The organism is Acinetobacter nosocomialis (assembly GCF_041021905.1).
Lineage (GTDB): Bacteria > Pseudomonadota > Gammaproteobacteria > Pseudomonadales > Moraxellaceae > Acinetobacter > Acinetobacter nosocomialis.
In genome coordinates this window covers 942526-962764 of the sequence record NZ_CP157432.1, presented here as the reverse complement: position 1 = coordinate 962764, position 20239 = coordinate 942526, and the positions used below count along the sequence as shown (strand labels likewise).

Below are 20239 nucleotides of genomic sequence, written 5' to 3'. Positions count from 1 at the left end.
TAAATTTAAAAGCATGATAAATACCCATAATTTTGTACAAATCTAGCATTATGGGTCTACAATACAGCAGTCGGTTGACAGTAATGGAATATCCGCCAACCTATCCTAGTGTAATACCGAACATCGAGATTGTTATGACTTATACGTTCAATCGTCCTGCATTTCCAGCTACTCGCATGCGCCGTATCCGTAAAAATGACCAGTTGCGTGCGATGGTCAGCGAAACACAGCTCACTACCAATCACTTGATTTATCCAGTATTTGTATTACCAGGACAAAATCAGACTCAAGATATTCCAAGTATGCCAAACATTCAGCGTTTGTCGGCAGATTTATTACTGAAAAAAGCTGAAAGACTTCTGGAATTAGGTGTATCTAAACTGGCTCTTTTCCCTGTAACACCTCAAGAAGATAAAAGCCTCACCGCAGAAGCTGCATGGCGTGAAGATGGTTTAGTTCAAACCACTTGTCGTTTGCTTAAAACAGAATTGCCAGAAATGGTTTTAATTACTGATGGTGCACTCGACCCATATACGACTCATGGTCAAGACGGCATTATTGATGAAACTGGCTATGTACTCAATGACGAGACTGTAGAATGCTTGATTAAACAAGCATTGAGTCACGCAGAAGCAGGCGCCGATGTCGTTGCACCAAGTGACATGATGGATGGCCGTATTGGCGCAATTCGTCAAGCTTTAGAAGCCAATGGTCACATCTATACCAACATCATGGCCTACTCTGCGAAATATGCATCTAGCTTCTATGGTCCGTTCCGTGATGCTGTTGGCTCTGCATCCAACCTAAAAGGTGGTAATAAATATAACTACCAGATGGACTTTGGTAACCGTGCCGAAGCTTTACACGAAGTTGCGCTAGATATTCAAGAAGGCGCTGACATGGTGATCGTAAAACCGGGCATGCCATATCTGGATGTGGTACGTGAAGTGAAAGATACCTTTGGTATTCCAACATTCATTTATCAAGTGAGTGGCGAATACGCCATGTTAGCGGGCGCAATTCAAAATGGCTGGTTATCAGACTCAGTGATTTTAGAATCACTCATGTGCTGCCGCCGTGCTGGTGCAGACGGAATCTGGACTTACTTTGCAGAAACCGCTGCTGAAAAACTCAAGGAAATGAACTAAGTTCGCAGAGAAAGGATAACACTGCATGCATATTGCAATTATTGGCGCGGGCATAAGTGGATTAATGTCTGCGCTGGAGTTGGTTGAACAAGGCTGTACCATCAGCATTTTTGATCAACAACAAGCGGGACAAGCAGCCTCTTGGGCTGGCGGAGGCATTCTCTCTCCGATGTATCCGTGGCGCTATGTGCATGCAGTGAACCAACTTGCCCAATTTGGTAAAGCCTCTTATCAAGCATGGAACCAAAAGCTCTACCCTATTACAGGGATTGATTTTGAAATTCATGACACAGGCATGCTGATTTTTGATGAAGAAGATTTTGACGTTGGGCTTTCTTACGCCGAGCAGTATCAAGAACCAATGCAACGCTGTGAATATTTACAGCGAGATGCCCTAGAGCAAGTCAATCCGCATATTTCCGATCAGTTTCAAGAAGCGATTTATTTCCCTGAACTGTCTAATATTCGTAATCCGCGTGTATTACAGTCCCTGATTCGCTATTTAAAGCAACATCCAAATGTTGAGTTTTTTGAACACACTCCTGTTAAAAAACTGATTCAACAAGGGGATGCCATACAAGCACTCCAAACCGAAGATGGTCGCAAACATACAGCAGACCATTTTGTAATAACTTCGGGCGCTTGGAGCCATTACTGGAACTCTCAATTACAACTCGAAATTCCAGTCGAACCTGTGCAAGGTCAAATGCTGTTATTTAAAACCCCTGCTCACTGGCTACCGACCATGTGTATGAATCGAGTCATGTATTTGATTCCACGTATGGACGGTCATATTGTGTGCGGGTCAAGTATGGCACATCGTGGTTTTGACACCTCTACCGATGAAACGACTCAGCACAATATTTTAGAAGCTTGTTTAGAAATGGTGCCTGAACTGGCCGATTTCCCGATTGTACATCGCTGGGCAGGACTCAGACCAAGTTCACCAAATGGCGTTCCGTATATTGGCAAAATGCCTGAAATGGATAACCTATGGGCAAACTTTGGTCACTTTAGGAATGGTTTGTGTATGGGCGCAGGTTCTGCACAATTGCTTCGTCAACTTATGCTAGGGCAACCAACTTTAGTTGATGCCAAAGCATATTCACCAGAGCGTTTGCAAAATAAAATCTTAGCCTGAGGCGAGTATATTCTCTAAAGCCATTTTTAATTGAGGATAAGCAAACTCAAATCCTTCAGCTTGTAAGGCAGCAGGTTTAACGTATTGCCCATTCAAAATCAATTGCGACTGCTCTCCTAACAAACAGCGGAAAACTGTGCTCGGCGCCGACAACATTGGTTTCTTATTTAAAACTTGTGCAGCTTGTTCAACAAAAGCTTGTTGGGTCACATTTTCTGGCGCTACCACATTATGAATTTGAGCAGATTGAGGATGCTGAAATATAAACTCGATGGCATTTAACACATCTTCAATATGTACCCAAACCACAGGCTGGCGCCCGTGACCAATTTGACCGACTAAATTAAGTCGTATAGGAAATAACATTTTAGGCAAGATACCACCACCCTGCCCGAACACTACGCCTAAACGAATAATTTTAGTATTTTGCTGAGCGTCTGCTAACGCTGCGCGCTCCCACTCTTGGCAAAGCTCGGACATAAAAATAGGTTGTGGCGAGCTTTGTTCAGTGCATACCTCTGTCCACTTTTCTTGAGCATCTATGCCGTAATAACCAATTGCAGAACCAGAGACAATCACTTCGGGAAAAATTTGAGATTGCTTGAGCCACGCATAAAGTTTTCGGGTCGTATTTACCCGGCTTTCAATGAGTTGTTTTTTACGTGACTCGGTCCAGCGTTTCTCACCAATATTGGCACCTGCCAAATTCACCACATAATCAATTTGACGGATTGAGATATCTTCGAACTTTTGTACCCACTGCAAGGCAGGATGGTCAGATTCCCTTCCAGCCTGCCGTGTCACCGCAATCACGTTATAATTTTTTTGTAATAGGAACTTAATTAAATGCGTTCCAATAAAGCCACTGGCACCAGTAATTAATACATTCTTATTCATATTTCCTCCTAAGCTGAGGATTCAAGTTTTATTTTATTGTATAAGACTCATTTATATTTAATCGTATGAGTTTTCGTAGTGATCTATTGCACATTAAACATTTTGTCTGCCATACGCTGTGCCTGTTTGCCATAAAACCAGTAAGTAATTAAATACAGCGGAATAGCCAACATTAAAATCATAATGACCATAATACTTAAGAACTGAGGCTGCTTGAGGTAAAGCATAAAGTTTTGCAAAATCTCAGGGTCTTTTCTTGAAAATAAAAACAGACCGAACAAAACACCACACAAGTTATAGCCCCAAAATATGAGGGTAAAGCCTAAAGTAAATTTCTTTTTTTCTGGTACAGTCGGTGCACGGCGTTCTTTCTTTAAAAATCTAAATAAGACAAAAATCATTGCGCCTAAATATGGAACGGCTGTTAAAATACCGCCTACACTCGCTGGTAATAGTGCTGCAATTACACCGACAATTAAAGTGAGCACGATGCATAAAGCAAAAAACCAGAGAAAGTAAGAACGTAATTTGGTCATATTTTTGCCTAATTTATGGGTTCAAAAAATAATTATAAATTTTTTTCGATTTTTTTTCATTTTTCTGTCAACCAATCCTGATCTCTTGACGTTATATAGGGTAACAAGGTCGCAGCAACCGAATACTTCCTTTGCACGGCATCCGCAAAATTGTTTCGGTGACCTTTCATTACGACTCTTTCTTCCTTCGGATTAGGTTTTGTTAGCAGCCGAAACCCTTGATGAAGTCTTTGACCGACGATTCTCTCATCACTCGAATCGTCGGTTTTTATTTTCTAGTACTTTCATTTATTTTACGCTCACCATACACAATAGTGCTTTCGTGGCTATAAAGGCTATACGTATACTTTTTACACCATAAAAATACGATTTAAATAATATGAACAATATTGCCTATTTCGAAATCCAGTCTTCAAACCCTGCCCGCGATGCGCAGTTTTATCAAGCTGTGTTTGGCTGGCAATTTAAACTCGATGAAAGCTTACCTATTGAATATTACCGCATAGAGACACCTTCAATTATGGGTGGTCTATTAAAACGCCCTGCTCAAACACCGCCAATGGAATATGGCACCAATGCATTTACTTGTTCGGTTCAGGTGGAAAATTTCGATGAGGTAGCTGCAAAAATTTTAGCGCAAGGTGGTATTGTCGCAATGGATAAATTCGCTATTCCGGGCCGCGCTTGGCATGGCTATTTTGTCGATTTAGACCATAACGTTTTTGGTATTTTTCAAGTCGATGAAAATGCAGCTTAAAGATTTTACTTAGCCCATTTATTTTAATTGATAGCCACCGCTTTTTTATCGGTGGCTATTTCATAGGGTCTATTCAGCAAAGCTAAAACTTGCTTCACATGTAATTGGAAAATTTACCGAATTGGCAATCATACATTCATGATGCGCTTCTTCATGCAATTTTGCTGCAAGCTCTGGGTCAGCACCTTTTTCTAAAACAACCTCGGGCCTTAAAATAATTTGAGTAAAGTGACCACGTTTGACCGGATCTGTATCTTCCATAAACCCAAGTGCATGGTCAACATAACTCACAACATGAATATGATTGACTGCACAAAGATGTAAATACCAAAGCTTATGACAAGCAGAGGCTGACGCGACCAATAAATCTTCCGGGTTCCATCTGGTCACATCGCCTAAATAGGCAGGGTCTGATGAACCTTGAATAGTCGTCTTTTGAGGATGCTGAATACTAAAGTCTCGTTTATAAGAACGATAAGATGAAGTGCCTGTACCTGTATTGCCTTCCCACTGTATTTTTACTTCGTATTTATGAATAGTCATTTTATTCTCAAAGTTCATGGTTTGACCTGATAGTAACAAAGCAAAGCTGAAAGGGACAAAATAATTCAGGTTTCATTGCTGGCTTAAATAACGAGCACTTTAAAATGTCTTGATAAAATGTCTTGATAAAATCTCCTGCCAATTTATGCTAACGTATCTGTGTTTATTTTGGCTTGATGTCTGTTTCTATGTCCGTACATTTTCTACATACTTCTGACTGGCATTTGGGGCAGTTTTTTTATAATCACTCACGACATTACGAACACCAAGAATTTTTAAGCTGGTTGCTCACTCAAATTCAAGAAAAACAACCGCATGCTCTGCTTATTGCTGGCGATATTTTTGATGTTATTAATCCGGGTTCTCAGGCACAAAAACAACTCTACCAATTTTTAGCAGATGCGCACCGCATTGCACCACACATGCAAACACTCATGATTGCGGGTAACCATGACTCAGGCTACCGTATTGAACAGGTCGAACCACTTTTAGAAAAATACAATGCAAAAACCGTGGGCGTAGTTCGCTGGAATGAAGATAAAACTCTAGATCTCGATCGGCTACTTTTACCTATTTATAATCAAAATCAAGATATTGTGGCGTGGTGCCTTGCCCTGCCTTTTTTACGCTCGGCCGAAATTACGGGCTTTAACGAATATACCACCAATAGCAAAAATGCGATTGCCTATTTGCACCAGCAACTCATTGCCGAAGCCAAACGTCGCAAGACACCGGATCAAGCGCTTATTTTGATGTCACATGCCCATATGCAAGGTGGCGAGACATCCGACTCTGAACGCCCAATTATTATTGGTAATGAAGAGGCGCTTTCAACGACATTATTTGAAGATGCGGTCGACTATGTCGCTTTAGGGCACTTACATAAACCACAAAAAGTAGGCCAGCCGCACATTCGTTATAGTGGTTCACCCATTCCACTTTCTTTTAGTGAAATTAACTATAAACACCAAGTAGTTGAGGTCAAAATTGACCCTTCTCAAGAGACAGATAGCCGTTTGCAATTTGAAGCTATCGAAATTCCGCGCTGCATACAATTGCACCGCATTCGTGGTGAGCTAAACGAAGTACTGCAACAACTCAAAGCCTTACCACACGGCGTGATTGAAAATATTGACCACCGTGAATATGTCGATATTGAATATTATAGTTTAACGCCGCCACAACCCAATTTACGTCAGCAGTTTGAAGCAGCCCTGCCATCTGACCGCTATCGTTTAGTGCGTATTTCACGTCAATATGTCAATAAAGACACCACTAATTCAAATACTACCCAGCACATTGCACTTGAACCGCCAACACCAGAAAAACTCTTTCAAAACATCTGGGAAAAACAAGGTTACAGCGCCGATGATGCGGTCTTAAAAGATTTTCTGAGCCTAGTACAAGAAGCACAAAAACATCTTGAAAATGATGCAAGCCATTAAGGATATGTCATGAAAATTTTATCCATTCGAATAAAAAATCTGGCATCGCTTGCTGATGAACATTTTATTGATTTTGAAAGCGCACCTCTGGCCCATGCAGGTCTTATTGCAATTGTGGGGAAAACTGGCGCAGGTAAATCGACCATTTTAGACGCGATGTGCCTAGCCTTATTTAATCGGGTTCCACGTCTAAAAGACAGCGATGGTAAGTTAAAAGATGTCGATGGTTCCGAGTTACTGACCAATTCGCCTTTAACCGTCTTACGCCGTGGTACAGGGCATGGTTTTGCTGAGCTTTGCTTTATTGCACAAGATCAAAAACGTTATTTGGCTCGTTGGGAAATTAAACGTGCACGTGAAAACCCAAATGGCAAATTACAAAGTGTGCAGCGCCACTTAAAATGCCTAACCGATGGTGTGGTACTTGCTGACAAAGCCAAAGCGGTTGATGAAAAAGTTAAACAAATTACCCAGCTTTCTTTTGAACAGTTTACGCGTGCCGTATTACTTGCCCAGTCCGAAGTGACCGCATTTTTAAAAGCTCGAGACAGCGAACGCGGTGAATTACTTGAGTACCTAACCAACTCCAGTATTTTTGCTAAAATTGGTGAACTGGCTTTTCGTAAAACAGCAGATATTGCAAAGCAGCGTAAACAGTTGGAAGAATTTTTAGGTCACATTGAAATTTTGTCTGATGAAGAGATTGCTGCATTTACCGAGCAATACCAGCAAGCTGAACAAAACTATCAACAGTTAGAACAACAAAAACATGTCTTAGACAAACAGCAACAATGGTTTGAACGCAAAGCAAAACTTGAACAAGAAGTTCAAGCTAAACAGCAACAGTTTCAAACTCAGCAAAATCACCATCAACAATTGGCTAGTGAACGTGAGCAATTAAAACGTCTCGAAGTTTTCTCTGAAATACGCCCACAAGTTTTTCAGCAAGCTCAAAATTTACAAACACTACAACAACTTGAGCCGCAAATTCAGCAAGCTCAAACTAAGTTTAATGACCTGCTACAAATTTTTGAAACGGGACAAAAACAATATCAACTTGCAGAACAACAGCTCAAACAAACCCTCGATTTTGAGCAACAGCATCAACATGCTTTAAATCAAGTTCGACAGTCCATTCAAGAACGTGCTTTTATTGCCGATGAATATAAAAAGTGCAAAGAAAAAAGACAGGTACTTGAGCAAAAGCTAAGCCCATTGCAACAACAGCAAAACGCTGTACAACAGCAGATTGCACAGCTTGAGCAGAACAAAATTCATTTACAACAGCAGCTGATCCAGACTCAGCAATATGCTGTATTAGATAAGGGTCTTTCAGCACATCTACATCAGCTTGGGCAATTTATTCAAAATTACCAAACGATTGAACAACAGATTGGAAACCCTACCCTTGCTCGCCAAAAGCTATCGGAAGCTAAAAGTGAACTCGAACAACTCACAGCTTCACTAGGCACCGTTGAACAGATTGAGTTAAAGCTTGAACAACAGCGAAAAGATAAAGATCAGAAACTTGCTCAAGTCACGCAGTTAGATCTGATTCAACAGAAAATAAAAATTTATCATGAGATATATGCTGAGCTTCAGCAATTCACTGAAAAACATACTCAAGCCTCCGCGCAAGAGCAGCAGCTTAAAACTGTTTGCCAGTTAGCTGAACAAGACTACCAAACAGCAAAAACTGAACGTGAAAAACTACAACACATCCTACAACAGCAGCGTTTACTACACACCGAAAATATTGAGCAGTTACGGGCCAATCTTAAAGAAGGTGAAGCGTGTTTAGTCTGTGGAAGTACCCATCACCCCTACCGTGTTGATGACAATGCGGTCTCCAAAGCCTTGTTCGATTTGCAGCAACAGCAAGAGCAACAAGCTATTGCACTCGAGCAAACTAAGTTTAATGCATGGCAAACCCAGCAACATGCACTTACTCAGTGCCGTGCCGAGCTTGAACAAGTTCAGAAATACCTAGCTCAACTGCAAGTAAAACAAACGCACTTACAGCAAGAACTTGAGCAAGGGTTTAACCTCAATCAATTACACATTGAGCTTAATCAAGCACCTGAACAAATCTTACAAACACTTAATGAGCTGAGACAAGCGACACAAACTGCCATAAGTTTATTTGACTCAGAAAACTTACGTTTAACCCAAGCCATTAAACAACACAATCAGCTTGTTCAAACTATTCAGCGTAATGAAAGTTTGCTTAATACAGCACAGCAATGGCAACAGCAAGTTCAACATATTGTCGAGTGTTTGTCGGAAACTGAACAGCAGGCATGGCAACAAGCAAGTAGCCAAACAGCTAAGCAGACTTGGGCTATTCTGGATGCACGTGCTAAGCAACTTGAACAACAAGAACAGCTTTCACAGCGTTTTGAACAACAGCAGCAAGAACTTAAAATGTTGACTGCTAGCCTTGAACAAATGGCTAAGCAAATTGATGAGATCGATCAAAATCTCCATGAGATTACGCTTAAAGGTCAACAAAATAATGAGAAAGCGGTATCGCTCATTCAGCAAATGACGGGCCGCACAGACATTAAACCGCATGAATGGTTAATTGAGCATGACGCTAAACGTCAGCACCAACAAACGGCGTATCATGAGGCTAAACAGCGTTTCGAACAAACCAGACAACACTTTGAACAGCAAAAGCAGGCGCTTGATCAACTTAAACATCAGTATCAACACACAGAACAACATCAACATCAGGTTGATGAGCAAATTCAAAACTGGTTAAAAGCCCACACTGATTTTCAAGCATCTGATCTTACGGCGCTCATACAGATTAATTCTGCACAAGAGCAAGACATTCGTAACCGTCTTAATCATGCCGAGCGTTTATTAAGTGAAGCTTCTTCTGCCCTTAAAACAATGCAAGAGCAATTAAGCGAGCACTTACAAACTCAGCCAGATATTGAATACGAAAAGCTCGTTACCCTCATTCAAGACAATATTGCAAAGCTCAAAGCACAGCTTGAAGTGCGTGACGGGCTAAAGCTGAAGCTTGAATTACATCAGCAAAACCTTGCCAAACAGCAACAATACGCTGAGCAAATTCAAAATATTCAGCAAGAAGAACATCGCTGGAGCAAAATTTCAGGCTTGATTGGTGACGCCAAAGGTAAAGAGTTCCGCGACTACGCTCAGCAATATCACCTAGATATTTTAGTTGAACATGCCAACCAACAACTGGCGATGCTTTCTCAGCGTTATACGCTAAAACGCCTAGATCAGTCCTTAAGCCTTGCCATTATTGACCACGATATGGATGGAGAAACCCGCTCCGTCGCTTCTTTATCTGGGGGGGAGTCATTCTTAACTGCACTGGCCTTGTCTTTAGCAATTGCCAATATGGCGTCGGGTTCAATGAAAATTGAATCACTATTTATTGATGAAGGCTTTGGTACTTTAGATGCTTCTTCTTTGCACATGGTCATGAATGCTTTAGACCAATTGCAAAATCAGGGACGTCAGGTCATTCTCATCTCACACATTCAAGAAATGCATGAACGTATTCCTGTACAAATACAAGTGAAACCACTGGGTGCTGGTGCGAGCACCATTGAAGTCGTAGGTTAATTTAATCTAGGTAGTTATCTTAAATTTGATTGAATCTTATATAACAAAGGGGCGTATGAATTACGCCCCCTCTTTTATTGTATGGTCTTGTACTAATTTTTTATTTTTTAAACATCAAAAAATTAATTCACGCAGAGTACGACAATTGCGAAACCAATACAGTACAAACCAAATAAATGCCAGCGTCCATGTTCTAACCATGAAGACAACCATTTTAATGCTAAAAGGCCAGCACCAAAGCTAAAGCACATCCCTACTAAGCTTGGAACTATCGAATGGAATACTTGTCCATGAGCTACGGTTTGTAAGCCTTGAGCGTGAACTAAACGATATAATTCTTTTAAGATTACTGCTGGCGTTAATACCACAGCCAATGCAAAACTGAACTCTTCAGCTTTTTGGCGAGATACCCCTAAAAATAATCCTGTAGAAATGGTTGCGCCAGAACGTGAAAAGCCACGGAAAGGTAAACATAACGCCTGTACTGCCCCAATAATAGAAGCACTACGCAAACTGATTTCACCTGATTGTCCGCGATCTAAACGCGAAGATAAAATAATCAGGACACCTGCCGAAATCAGTGCAGCCGCCATTAATTTTGAGTTACTAAACAAATGCTCAATTTCGAAACTGCTCGCGCCGCCGAAGAATACATGTTTAATAATAGATTGGAGCGCTAAACCGAGTACACCTGTAATGAGGGTTGCCAAAATAATATAGAAGGCTTGTTTTTTAAAACTTTCCCAAGAAGAAAAATAGGTCTTTTTCCAAGATTTCCAAAAGTAAACGATCACGGCAAACATCGTACCTGTGTGCAACATCACAAGTAAGAAGGTCATGTCAGGTGCAGATGGATCATACCCCATTAACTTTTCAGCTAAAATAACGTGGGCGGAACTAGAAACCGGCAATAATTCAGCAAAGCCCTGAATAATTGCCAGAATGAAAACATGCAACAAATCCATACATTACACACTCAAATATTAAAATATCTGGTTTATAAATGAGGAAAATTAAATTTAAATTAACCGATTACAGTTTCGCCACAAAATATTTAACTAAACCTTAAAAGTTATTTTTTTACAACAGGATCACGTTTTCCAAACAAAGCAGTTCCCACACGAACCATAGTTGAACCTGCAGCAATTGCAGCATCCAAATCGCCTGACATCCCCATACTTAACGTGTCCCAGTCTTGCGCGTGGGCATGTTGCTCTTTCACCTCATCAAATAGTTTTTTAGCATCTGCAAAAGCGGCAGTATTGTCTGGTGCCGGAATTACCATTAAGCCACGCAGCTTGATTTTTGGCAGTTGACTTATTTGAGCAACCAATTCGGCAACTTCTTCCGGTGCGCAGCCATCTTTAGTGTCTTGCCCATCAATATTGACTTGCAAACAAATATTAAGTGCAGCTTGGTCATCACCACGTTGGTTAGACAAACGCTCTGCAATAATTAAACGATCTACTCCATGTACCCAGTCAAACTTTTCAGCCAAATGCTTGGTTTTGTTACGTTGAACATGTCCAATAAAATGCCATTCAATATCTAAGTCATGCAGAGCTTCTATTTTATCCAAAGCTTCTTGTAAATAATTTTCGCCGAATGCTCTTTGTCCCGCTGCATACATTTCACGCAATCTTTCACTCGGATGTGTTTTAGATACGGCTAAAAGTTGCACAGTTTCAGGCGCACGCTGAGCATGTTCACAAGCAGTTCTGATTTGCTGTAATACGTGCTGCCGCGCATCTTGCAGGTAATTCATTGACAAGGTTCTCATTTTCAAAAAACTTTTTTGCTTTTCACCTAAAGCGAGGTGTTGGTAAGCCTCGGTGAAAGCCGTATATTATTCTACAAAATAATGACATATTTTGATTTACTTGGGGAAATTATGGATATTACAGAGCTACTTGCCTTCTCTGTGAAAAATGGCGCATCCGATTTGCACTTATCAGCTGGTATGCCACCAATGATTCGTGTCGATGGTGAAGTTCGTCGTATTAACTTGCCAGCCTTAGAACATAAAGATGTCCACCGCCTCGTTTATGACATCATGAATGATAAACAGCGCCGTGACTATGAAGAAAAACTCGAAACTGACTTTTCTTTTGAAGTACCGAATGTTGCGCGTTTCCGTGTGAATGCATTTAACCAAAACCGTGGTGCTGGTGCAGTATTTCGTACCATTCCATCTAAAGTCCTCACCATGGAAGATCTAGGTCTAGGGCAAATCTTTAAAGATATTTGCGACTATCCTCGCGGTATTGTATTGGTCACAGGACCAACAGGTTCGGGTAAATCAACTACGCTTGCAGCAATGCTCGATTATATTAATGAAAACCGCTATGACCATATTTTAACGGTGGAAGATCCAATCGAATTTGTACATCAGTCCAAGAAATGTCTGATTAACCAGCGTGAAGTGCATCGTGATACACATGGCTTTAATGAAGCCCTTCGCTCAGCACTACGTGAAGACCCAGATATTATTTTAGTCGGTGAGATGCGTGACCTTGAAACGATTCGATTAGCACTTACTGCTGCCGAAACAGGTCACTTGGTATTTGGTACGCTTCACACCACATCGGCTGCAAAAACCATTGACCGTGTGATTGACGTATTCCCTGCTGAAGAAAAAGACATGGTTCGTGCCATGCTGTCTGAATCTTTACAAGCAGTTATTTCTCAGACCCTGCTTAAAAAGAATGGTGGTGGTCGTGTTGCGGCACATGAAATTATGATTGGTATTCCGGCTATTCGTAACTTAATTCGTGAAAACAAAGTCGCACAAATGTATTCAGCTATTCAGACTGGTGCTAACCATGGCATGACAACCCTCGACCAAAGCCTAAAAGGTTTGGTTTCACGTGGTGTAATTAGTCCACAAACAGCCCGTACAGCGGCGAAACAGCCTGAATCATTCCTATAAAAACAATAAAATAGCGAGAATACAATTATGGATTTTAATGACTTGCTCAACCTGATGGTTGAAAAAAAATCATCGGATCTTTTTATTACAGATGGTGTTGCACCATCGATGAAGATTAACGGGCAAATTGTTCCAATTTCAAAAAATAGCCTTTCAGGTGAAGTGATTGGACAGCTCTTACATTCCATCATGAGTGAAAAACAACGTAAAGAATTTGCAGAGACTCGTGAATGTAACTTTGCCATCATGAACCGCGATAAAACGGCGCGTTTTCGTGTCAGTGCTTTTCAGCAACGTGACATGCCGGGTATGGTACTACGTCGAATTGAAACGAAAATTCCTTCAATTGATGACTTACAGTTGCCGACTGTGCTTAAAGATTTATCGATGACCAAACGCGGCATTATTATTTTCGTAGGTGCAACAGGTACAGGTAAATCGACTTCATTGGCTTCAATGATCAGCCATCGTAACCATAACTCTAAAGGCCATATCATTACCATTGAGGACCCGATTGAGTTTATTCACGAACATGCGGGCTGCATTATTACTCAACGTGAAGTCGGTATTGATACGGACTCATTCGAAATTGCGTTAAAAAACACGTTACGACAAGCGCCAGATGTGATCTTAATTGGTGAAATCCGCTCTCGTGAAGTCATGGACTACGCAATTGGCTTTGCTGAAACAGGACACCTTGTATTAGCTACAATGCATGCCAACAATGCCAACCAAGCACTCGACCGTATTATTCACTTCTTTGAAAGTGACCGTCATAGCCAGCTTTACATGGACTTGTCTCTTAACTTAAAAGCCATGATTGCACAACAGCTTATTCCAACACCAGATGGTAATTCACGCCGTGCAGCGATTGAGATCTTAATTAACTCACCATTAATTTCAGACTATATCCGTAAAGGTGAAATTCATGAAATTAAGGACTTGATGAAACGCTCACGTGAGCTTGGTATGCAGACCTTTGACCAAGCTTTATTTGATTTATACAAAGCAGGCCAAATTACTTATAAAGATGCGCTTAAACATGCCGACTCACCAAACGATTTACGTTTAACGATTAAACTTGCAAATGAAGGGCCTGATCAAATTACAGACGAAAAACAGCATTTAACTTTTGATCGTCAGTAATTTCTTCATAAAAAAAGGAAGGTTAAACGTAACCTTCCTTTTTTATTTGTTTTCTTTGTGTGAAAACGATTATTTCTTGCGCAATGCATCCTGACATTCAGGTTCATTACAGTAACCATAGAGATTTAATGAGTGACCCGTTAAGGTAAACCCATGTTGTTCTGCTACAGAATGCTGTTCTTTCTCGATAACATCATTAGTAAATTCAATAACTTTGTTGCAGTTTTGGCAAACCAAGTGATCGTGGTGATCTTCTTGCATAATTTCGAAAACAGAATGATTATTTTCAAAATGATGACGTTGAATAATACCCGCAGCTTCAAATTGTGTTAACACACGGTAAACTGTCGCAAGTCCGACATCTTCCCCTTGCTCTAACAAAGTCTTGTAAATATCTTCAGCGCTAAGATGATGTTGTTTTGAATTTTCTAATAATTCCAAAATCTTAATTCGTGGAAGGGTAACTTTAAGTCCAGCTTTGCGCAAATCTTGATTGGAAATAGGCATGAAAAAAGGTCTCTCAACAAATCTCAAGTTGGAATAGGCAATAGAATTTATATGAAGTATGATCTATCCTTTGATCAAATGCATCATAATTTATTGGGATAGTGTAGCAAAATGCAAAAACTCGTGCTGACGTTATTCGTCACTTCACTCCTAGCTGGTTGTTCAATCTTTGGTGTATATAAGGTTGATATTCCTCAAGGGACTCCATTGACTAAAGCTCAAGCCTCTCAAGTACAGGTCGGCATGAATTTCCAGCAAGTGCGCTTTTTGCTTGGTAGCCCAACAGTGACTGATCCCCTCAATCCACAACGTTGGGACTATATCTACAACTATATCCCGGGAACATATGCTAAAAAAGCGAAAATCCCCGCAGCACATGGTCAGCATTTAAAAATTTACTTTGATGGAACTGGAACTGTAACTAAAATTGAAGGTTTAGAGACTATTCCAGAATCGCAACCAGGTTTACCTGCTTCTAAAGAAGCAATTTTAACTGCCCCACCACTATAATCGTTTTTTCTAATAAAAAGAAACCCCTCAAGTGAAAAAACTTGAGGGGTTTTGCTTATTGAGCTGATTGCTTAAAGCGATTGCCTTTAATGTATCTGCCTACTGGGTTCTTCGCGGCACGTTTTCTACGAATATCTTTTGGATTAATCGTTAAAGGTCTATAAACCTCAACTCGATCACCTGCATGTAGCACGGCATCAGCTTCTACTTTTACTCCAAAAACGCCGAGCTGAAGTGGTTCAGGCAAATCAACTTGACTTGATAAACCACTGACTTGAACTGCCTGTGAAGCAGTCATTCCCTCTTCAAATGGAACAGAGATTAGAAACTGTTGCTCTGGCGCTGCAAACGCAACCCAAACTTGTTGAATGCGTTCCATTAGATACTTTGCCCAATTACAGCAATCATTGCCACAATAATTGAAAGCGGCAATACGATACGTACAGCAATACGCCATAGGTTATAAAAAAGTTCATTGCTGAAATTCATCGATTTACGTAAGTGACTAATTTTCATAATCCAACCTGCAAAAATTGCATAGATCAAACTAATGAGTAAGCCCCAAAGCATAAGAATCAACGTAAATAAGTTATGAAGTTCAGGCACAGCCCAAACTGCAATCGCAACAATAAGAATCACCCATTGTAAAACAGGCATAAGCTGACGCTGAGCAAGTTGTTCTCTTGCTAACTGCACAAATAATGCTGATGTCATCACGCCAGTAAATATCCATGTCAAGACAGGTAATTGAGCTTGAAGCGAGAAGAAACCAAAAGCAATTACAGCAATGAGCTGAGCCAACCAAATTGGAAGAACAGTTTTAGTTGCACCGTCTTGAGTCTGAACAGTACCAACACTATTTTGCCAGTAAAGTCCTAACCCTAACCCGCTCGCTACAAGTGCAAGTACGGTTGCATTACCCCACTCTTTAAACTCTACATTGGTCCAATGCCAAGGCTGTAACGTCGTACCCATCATATTTGCCAACACAATAGAAGCGATTACCCCTATGGTCATTAACAAAACAAGAATTTGACGAGGAATAAATGATAAGACCAAGGCAGCAACGGCAAGGCCCGCAAAAATGATTTGACCGGAAACGCCTGGGGCAAACTGCGCAACTAATATATTGCTTGCAGTGCTCAGTACATTACCCGCTAAGAAAGGAATAAAAACAACAGCAAGCCAGCCAACCACGCGCCATTTAGGTGAACTATCTGCTTCACGAGTTAAACTCGATAACGCATTTAAAGCGGTTGTTTTAGATCGTTTTGCTAAAGCAATTTCCAAATAACAAACTGGTAATGCCAATAACAACATTGTGCCAAACCACAATAACCAGAAATCGAGCTGACGATCAATCTGGATGCCCATGGTTGGTGCCAAAGTGGCCATGATGACAAAAGATAAGCAAAACGCCATAAGAGGCGATAACCAACGTGACATAGGTATGTCCTGCATTATGCATTCCTTGAAAAAGTCTTTAGATATTTTGCCCGTCTCATGCATGAAAATCAAAGTCTGCACAATAAAAAAAGCAAACCACCGAAACGATAGTTTGCCGCGCTAACTGTATATTAGAGTTTTTCGAGTTAAATTTATGAGAAAAAACGGGCGAACCAGTTCTTTCCTTTCTTCTTTTCTTTTTCTCTAATAATCCCCATCATATTTTCTTTTACTGCTCCTACATAATCAGCATCATCATGTTGAATATGATTAATTAACCATTTAGCTAAAATTTCTTGTAATTCAGCTTCTATAGTATGCCCCATTTCAAAACGCTCACGATATAACTCTATTTTTTTAATAAACAAGTCATGTACGCGTTTATGAGGTACTCTATATTTATAATCAGCTTCTTCTTGCAAACTTTCTTCAAAGGTAAAATGTGACTGTGTATAATCGATAATATTGTCTAAAACATCTTTAATACGACGTCTATCTTCATCATCTTTTACATCATCAATCTCATTAATATAATCGAGTATTCGTTTATGTTGCTCATCAATAACATCAATACCCGTATTATATTCTGAAGCCCATTTCATTTTCATACACCACCCCCAATGATGATCAATGACTGTTGCATAAAACGCATCTTATCTTTAAAGGGTATAAATAAAAACAAACCTATTTTGTCGGCTTTATATAAATAAAAATAAATAATTAATTAAGTTTTTGATTTATAAAATATTTAATAATATTAACCAACTAAAACAATAAAGTATTTTTTAAACAAAATACTTTATTATTAATTAAGTGAAATATATATTAGCCAAGCAATTACATTTATTTTTACTGAAGATTTAATACTGATCTGCACGAGTAATACGTTTAAGTTCAGGATTTTTTTCTTCACGTATTAATCTTTCAACATGTGTTATTGCTTTTTTTATAGGCTGGCCATGTTGAAATAAAATCATTTCACCAGGTTGATATGCTGTCCAAGTTTCATTATGTGTTAAAGGCTCAGTGGTTATTACTGCAACCCGATCTTCAGGAGTCGTTACTTGACTAAAATCGACTTCGACATCTAAATCGATTAAATGCGCATTATTAAATGGATATTCACGAACGAGCCAATGCAATTTAGTAATTGCATAACTAAATAAAGCTTTGCCATTAGATAAACAGAAATTAAATGTGCCATATTCCGCAATTTGTGGAGAAACTTTCTCTAGCACTTCAAATATCTGTTCAAGACTTGGTTCTTCATAGCCAAATACTTCTACAAGCTGGTCTAATAAATAACAAAATGCTCTTTCACTATCAGTATTTCCTACTGGTGTAAAACGCCCACTCAAGGGTGGATTAAAATCATGTAAATCGCCATTATGAGCAAAAATCCAGTGACGTCCCCATAGCTCACGAATAAAAGGATGTGAGTTCTCAAGTGTAATTTTGCCTTGGGTTGCCTTACGAATATGCGCGATTACGTTACGTGATTTGATAGGATAATTACGTATAAGATCAGCAATTGGTGATTCAACTGCAGACTGGTTGTCTACAAATAATCGGCATGCCTTATCTTCAAAAAAGGCTATACCAAAACCATCACTATGGTCAGAGGTAATTCCTGCGCGCTGTGAAAAACCACGGAAAGAAAAAGTGATATCCGTTGGTGTTGCACAATTCATTCCTAATAGCTGGCACATATTGTTTTAAACTTTTCGCTTCATTACCTCATACATACTATTGTGCATGAGAGTAAAATAGCTTGTAAATCCCAATATGCGCTCGCTATTACAAAATATAAGATATCTTTATCGCTGAGCCATTTTGTTCATTACAAAAGAAGTTGCGATTTTATTCACTTCCAAAAATACAAAATAGTCGAGACAATTAAATTCAGCATCAAAAAAGGCATCTTTAGATAGTTTAGACTGCATACTCAAATACATTTGAAACAGTTTCGGCATGCGTTCATCTTGAGGAAAGCTGAACTCAGGATATTCAGGTTCATAAATTTTTTTAGAACGAATATCGATGGTCTTACTGTCTGGTAATTGCTGAATCTGACGGTGCGTATAGTACGCTCTGGCCAAGTTATCTTGCAGATGAATACTGACACAGCCCATTAAATATTTAGCGCGCATTGACCACAACACTTTAGGTGCAAGATTCAACCATAATGTTGAAAGGGCCTTTCCATTACGGAAACGTGGATGTACACAGGTACGCCCTATTTCCAATACATTTGGCAAATGTGATAAGTGGGGAACAATATCAAATTCATGAGCACTATAGCTTTGTGCAATTTCATGGCCCTGAAAGAGTTTGAGGCGTGTATAAGCTACAATCTCTCCCGTCCATTTCTCACGTAATACTGCATGCTCACAGCTAAAGTCGTAAATATCTTGATCTAAGTTATCTTCAAAATGAATACCGAACTGTTTACTAAATTGTTGTGCACGAAACCGTTGTACATCTTGTAATTCTTTTAAATTATCAACCCATTCAAAGCGAAATTGTGTTTGATTCGTAGCCTTATGGCGATTTAGAGGTAAAGTCCACGTTTGGCGATATTGATTAAATTTTTCCAGCATAATGAACGCTCCTAGTGACACCCCCTACACTAGTCAAAGCTCATGACAAAAAAATGACCAAAATTAAATGGCATAAAAAAAGACCACTTAGCGTGATCTTTTAATGAAAATAATAATTTTAGTGGGCTGAATGAGTACGGTTAGAAATGAGCGTACCTACACCATGGTCTGTAAAGATTTCAAGTAATGTCGCGTGCGGTACACGGCCATCAACAATATGAGCACTCACGACACCGCCTTTTACAGCATCTAATGCACAACCTACTTTAGGAATCATTCCGCCGTAAATCACACCTGTCTCAATTAAACGGTCAACTTCTTGTGTGGTTAATCCGGTTAAGAGATTTTTGTTTTCATCTAATACGCCGGTAATATTCGTAAGCAGAATTAATTTTTCTGCACCCAGTGCTTCAGCAACCTTGCCAGCTACTAAGTCAGCATTAATGTTGTAAGTATTACCTTTTTCATCAACGCCTAAAGGAGCAATAACAGGAATAAAGTCACTTTGAGTAAACATCTCCAATACGTCTGTTTTTACCCCAGTCACTTCACCCACCATACCTAAGTCGATATGTTTGATAGAACCGTCTTCTTCGTGCTTTTCCATTAATAATTTACGGGCACGTAAAAGATTGCCGTCTTGACCCGTGAGGCCAATCGCACGTCCACCATGTTTATTAATTAAATTAACAATGGATTTGTTTACGCTACCACCTAATACCATTTCAACCACTTCCATAGTGGCTTCATCGGTCACACGCATACCGTCAATACGGTCAGACTCACGGCCTAATTGCTTCAAGAAAGAGTCAACTTGTGGGCCACCACCATGTACAACAACCGGGTTTAAGCCCACAGTTTTAAGTAAAACGATATCGCGAGCAAATGAACTTTCCAATTCCGGATCAGTCATCGCATTACCACCGTATTTCACCACCAGCGTCTTACCAGAAAAACGTTGAATATATGGCAAAGCTTCAATCAAGATTTTTGCTTTGTCGACGCCGAGATGCTGATCTTGTGGCATT

20 protein-coding genes are annotated in these 20239 nt (G+C 39.9%); 8 read left to right on the top strand and 12 right to left on the bottom strand.

The features are described 5' to 3' along the window. The first annotated feature begins 134 nt into the window (after window positions 1-134). Together hemB and ABLC00_RS04580 are read left to right on the top strand one after the other, a co-directional pair. Entirely contained in the window at window positions 135-1148 is a 1014-nt protein-coding gene (gene hemB / locus ABLC00_RS04585) for a porphobilinogen synthase (protein ID WP_033846648.1), read from the top strand. Window positions 1149-1173: 25 nt separating this feature from the next. Then, window positions 1174-2289 carry an FAD-binding oxidoreductase gene (locus tag ABLC00_RS04580; protein ID WP_033846647.1) on the top strand — a complete coding sequence of 372 codons (1116 nt, stop codon included), beginning with the start codon at window positions 1174-1176 and terminating at the stop codon, window positions 2287-2289. Here the strand turns inward: ABLC00_RS04580 and ABLC00_RS04575 are convergent. Both ABLC00_RS04575 and ABLC00_RS04570 read right to left on the bottom strand, forming a co-directional pair. Beyond that, entirely contained in the window at window positions 2281-3186 is a 906-nt protein-coding gene (locus ABLC00_RS04575; RefSeq protein ID WP_033846646.1) for a TIGR01777 family oxidoreductase, read from the bottom strand. The two genes, ABLC00_RS04580 and ABLC00_RS04575, sit on opposite strands and share 9 nt — an antisense overlap. An 83-nt stretch (window positions 3187-3269) precedes the next feature. After that, the gene (locus ABLC00_RS04570) at window positions 3270-3722 is read right to left on the bottom strand and encodes an ABZJ_00895 family protein (RefSeq protein ID WP_017398091.1); all 453 of its coding nucleotides are present in this window, start codon (window positions 3720-3722) and stop codon (window positions 3270-3272) included. Window positions 3723-4101: 379 nt separating this feature from the next. On the opposite strand from ABLC00_RS04570, the gene ABLC00_RS04565 reads away from it, so the two are divergent. Next, the gene (locus ABLC00_RS04565; protein ID WP_001059437.1) at window positions 4102-4479 is read left to right on the top strand and encodes a VOC family protein; all 378 of its coding nucleotides are present in this window, start codon (window positions 4102-4104) and stop codon (window positions 4477-4479) included. Between the two features lie 69 nt (window positions 4480-4548). Here ABLC00_RS04565 and ABLC00_RS04560 read toward each other — a convergent pair whose 3' ends face one another. Then, window positions 4549-5022 carry an OsmC family protein gene (locus tag ABLC00_RS04560; RefSeq protein WP_032010889.1) on the bottom strand — a complete coding sequence of 158 codons (474 nt, stop codon included), beginning with the start codon at window positions 5020-5022 and terminating at the stop codon, window positions 4549-4551. A gap of 176 nt (window positions 5023-5198) precedes the next feature. Here ABLC00_RS04560 and ABLC00_RS04555 point away from each other — a divergent pair, with 176 nt between their 5' ends. Next, window positions 5199-6467 (top strand): exonuclease SbcCD subunit D, encoded by a 1269-nt coding sequence (locus tag ABLC00_RS04555; protein WP_033846645.1) that lies wholly within the window; start codon window positions 5199-5201, stop codon window positions 6465-6467. Between the two features lie 9 nt (window positions 6468-6476). After that, window positions 6477-10073, top strand: a complete 3597-nt coding sequence (locus ABLC00_RS04550; protein WP_033846644.1) for an AAA family ATPase — start codon at window positions 6477-6479, stop codon at window positions 10071-10073. 122 nt (window positions 10074-10195) lie between these two features. Here ABLC00_RS04550 and ABLC00_RS04545 read toward each other — a convergent pair whose 3' ends face one another. Together ABLC00_RS04545 and ABLC00_RS04540 are read right to left on the bottom strand one after the other, a co-directional pair. Continuing rightward, window positions 10196-11038 (bottom strand): undecaprenyl-diphosphate phosphatase, encoded by an 843-nt coding sequence (locus ABLC00_RS04545; RefSeq protein WP_033846643.1) that lies wholly within the window; start codon window positions 11036-11038, stop codon window positions 10196-10198. Window positions 11039-11145: 107 nt separating this feature from the next. Continuing rightward, window positions 11146-11838, bottom strand: coding sequence for a YggS family pyridoxal phosphate-dependent enzyme (locus ABLC00_RS04540; protein WP_032010894.1), 693 nt, complete (start codon window positions 11836-11838; stop codon window positions 11146-11148). 126 nt (window positions 11839-11964) lie between these two features. Here ABLC00_RS04540 and ABLC00_RS04535 point away from each other — a divergent pair, with 126 nt between their 5' ends. Then, entirely contained in the window at window positions 11965-13002 is a 1038-nt protein-coding gene (locus ABLC00_RS04535) for a type IV pilus twitching motility protein PilT (RefSeq protein WP_006581387.1), read from the top strand. Window positions 13003-13029: 27 nt separating this feature from the next. Beyond that, the gene (locus ABLC00_RS04530; protein ID WP_002052019.1) at window positions 13030-14148 is read left to right on the top strand and encodes a PilT/PilU family type 4a pilus ATPase; all 1119 of its coding nucleotides are present in this window, start codon (window positions 13030-13032) and stop codon (window positions 14146-14148) included. A gap of 69 nt (window positions 14149-14217) precedes the next feature. Here ABLC00_RS04530 and fur read toward each other — a convergent pair whose 3' ends face one another. Continuing rightward, on the bottom strand, window positions 14218-14655 hold the full coding sequence (fur, locus tag ABLC00_RS04525) for a ferric iron uptake transcriptional regulator (protein WP_002052029.1): 438 nt from the start codon (window positions 14653-14655) through the stop codon (window positions 14218-14220). Window positions 14656-14766: 111 nt separating this feature from the next. Between fur and ABLC00_RS04520 the strand changes: the two genes are divergently transcribed. After that, entirely contained in the window at window positions 14767-15165 is a 399-nt protein-coding gene (locus ABLC00_RS04520; RefSeq protein WP_001170994.1) for an outer membrane protein assembly factor BamE, read from the top strand. A 55-nt stretch (window positions 15166-15220) separates the two neighbouring features. Here ABLC00_RS04520 and ABLC00_RS04515 read toward each other — a convergent pair whose 3' ends face one another. The 6 genes from ABLC00_RS04515 to argB form a co-directional block, all read right to left on the bottom strand. After that, window positions 15221-15544 (bottom strand): RnfH family protein, encoded by a 324-nt coding sequence (locus tag ABLC00_RS04515; protein WP_002052062.1) that lies wholly within the window; start codon window positions 15542-15544, stop codon window positions 15221-15223. Then, window positions 15544-16611, bottom strand: coding sequence for a membrane protein (locus tag ABLC00_RS04510; protein ID WP_033846680.1), 1068 nt, complete (start codon window positions 16609-16611; stop codon window positions 15544-15546). Before ABLC00_RS04510 ends, ABLC00_RS04515 begins: the two co-directional genes overlap by 1 nt. A gap of 152 nt (window positions 16612-16763) precedes the next feature. Then, window positions 16764-17219 carry a bacteriohemerythrin gene (locus tag ABLC00_RS04505; protein WP_000782976.1) on the bottom strand — a complete coding sequence of 152 codons (456 nt, stop codon included), beginning with the start codon at window positions 17217-17219 and terminating at the stop codon, window positions 16764-16766. Window positions 17220-17471: 252 nt separating this feature from the next. Further along, on the bottom strand, window positions 17472-18320 hold the full coding sequence (locus ABLC00_RS04500; RefSeq protein ID WP_022575107.1) for a class II glutamine amidotransferase: 849 nt from the start codon (window positions 18318-18320) through the stop codon (window positions 17472-17474). Window positions 18321-18428: 108 nt separating this feature from the next. Further along, window positions 18429-19211, bottom strand: a complete 783-nt coding sequence (locus ABLC00_RS04495; protein ID WP_004710230.1) for a GNAT family N-acetyltransferase — start codon at window positions 19209-19211, stop codon at window positions 18429-18431. Window positions 19212-19329: 118 nt separating this feature from the next. Beyond that, window positions 19330-20238, bottom strand: coding sequence for an acetylglutamate kinase (argB, locus tag ABLC00_RS04490; RefSeq protein WP_002052003.1), 909 nt, complete (start codon window positions 20236-20238; stop codon window positions 19330-19332). Window position 20239: the final 1 nt, after the last annotated feature.

Excerpts from the sequence above, each read along its gene's own strand:
- ABLC00_RS04520 (WP_001170994.1), top strand. The coding sequence starts at position 14,767 with ATGCAAAAACTCGTGCTGACGTTATTCGTCACTTCACTCCTAGCTGGT.
- hemB (WP_033846648.1), top strand. The coding sequence starts at position 135 with ATGACTTATACGTTCAATCGTCCTGCATTTCCAGCTACTCGCATGCGC.
- ABLC00_RS04555 (WP_033846645.1), top strand. The coding sequence starts at position 5,199 with ATGTCTGTTTCTATGTCCGTACATTTTCTACATACTTCTGACTGGCAT.
- ABLC00_RS04530 (WP_002052019.1), top strand. The coding sequence starts at position 13,030 with ATGGATTTTAATGACTTGCTCAACCTGATGGTTGAAAAAAAATCATCG.
- ABLC00_RS04500 (WP_022575107.1), bottom strand. The coding sequence starts at position 18,320 with ATGTGCCAGCTATTAGGAATGAATTGTGCAACACCAACGGATATCACT.
- ABLC00_RS04550 (WP_033846644.1), top strand. The coding sequence starts at position 6,477 with ATGAAAATTTTATCCATTCGAATAAAAAATCTGGCATCGCTTGCTGAT.
- ABLC00_RS04510 (WP_033846680.1), bottom strand. The coding sequence starts at position 16,611 with ATGTCACGTTGGTTATCGCCTCTTATGGCGTTTTGCTTATCTTTTGTC.
- ABLC00_RS04540 (WP_032010894.1), bottom strand. The coding sequence starts at position 11,838 with ATGAATTACCTGCAAGATGCGCGGCAGCACGTATTACAGCAAATCAGA.
- ABLC00_RS04565 (WP_001059437.1), top strand. The coding sequence starts at position 4,102 with ATGAACAATATTGCCTATTTCGAAATCCAGTCTTCAAACCCTGCCCGC.
- ABLC00_RS04495 (WP_004710230.1), bottom strand. The coding sequence starts at position 19,211 with ATGCTGGAAAAATTTAATCAATATCGCCAAACGTGGACTTTACCTCTA.
- ABLC00_RS04505 (WP_000782976.1), bottom strand. The coding sequence starts at position 17,219 with ATGAAAATGAAATGGGCTTCAGAATATAATACGGGTATTGATGTTATT.
- ABLC00_RS04560 (WP_032010889.1), bottom strand. The coding sequence starts at position 5,022 with ATGACTATTCATAAATACGAAGTAAAAATACAGTGGGAAGGCAATACA.
- ABLC00_RS04570 (WP_017398091.1), bottom strand. The coding sequence starts at position 3,722 with ATGACCAAATTACGTTCTTACTTTCTCTGGTTTTTTGCTTTATGCATC.
- ABLC00_RS04535 (WP_006581387.1), top strand. The coding sequence starts at position 11,965 with ATGGATATTACAGAGCTACTTGCCTTCTCTGTGAAAAATGGCGCATCC.
- ABLC00_RS04515 (WP_002052062.1), bottom strand. The coding sequence starts at position 15,544 with ATGGAACGCATTCAACAAGTTTGGGTTGCGTTTGCAGCGCCAGAGCAA.
- fur (WP_002052029.1), bottom strand. The coding sequence starts at position 14,655 with ATGCCTATTTCCAATCAAGATTTGCGCAAAGCTGGACTTAAAGTTACC.
- ABLC00_RS04545 (WP_033846643.1), bottom strand. The coding sequence starts at position 11,038 with ATGGATTTGTTGCATGTTTTCATTCTGGCAATTATTCAGGGCTTTGCT.
- argB (WP_002052003.1), bottom strand. The coding sequence starts at position 20,238 with ATGCCACAAGATCAGCATCTCGGCGTCGACAAAGCAAAAATCTTGATT.
- ABLC00_RS04580 (WP_033846647.1), top strand. The coding sequence starts at position 1,174 with ATGCATATTGCAATTATTGGCGCGGGCATAAGTGGATTAATGTCTGCG.
- ABLC00_RS04575 (WP_033846646.1), bottom strand. The coding sequence starts at position 3,186 with ATGAATAAGAATGTATTAATTACTGGTGCCAGTGGCTTTATTGGAACG.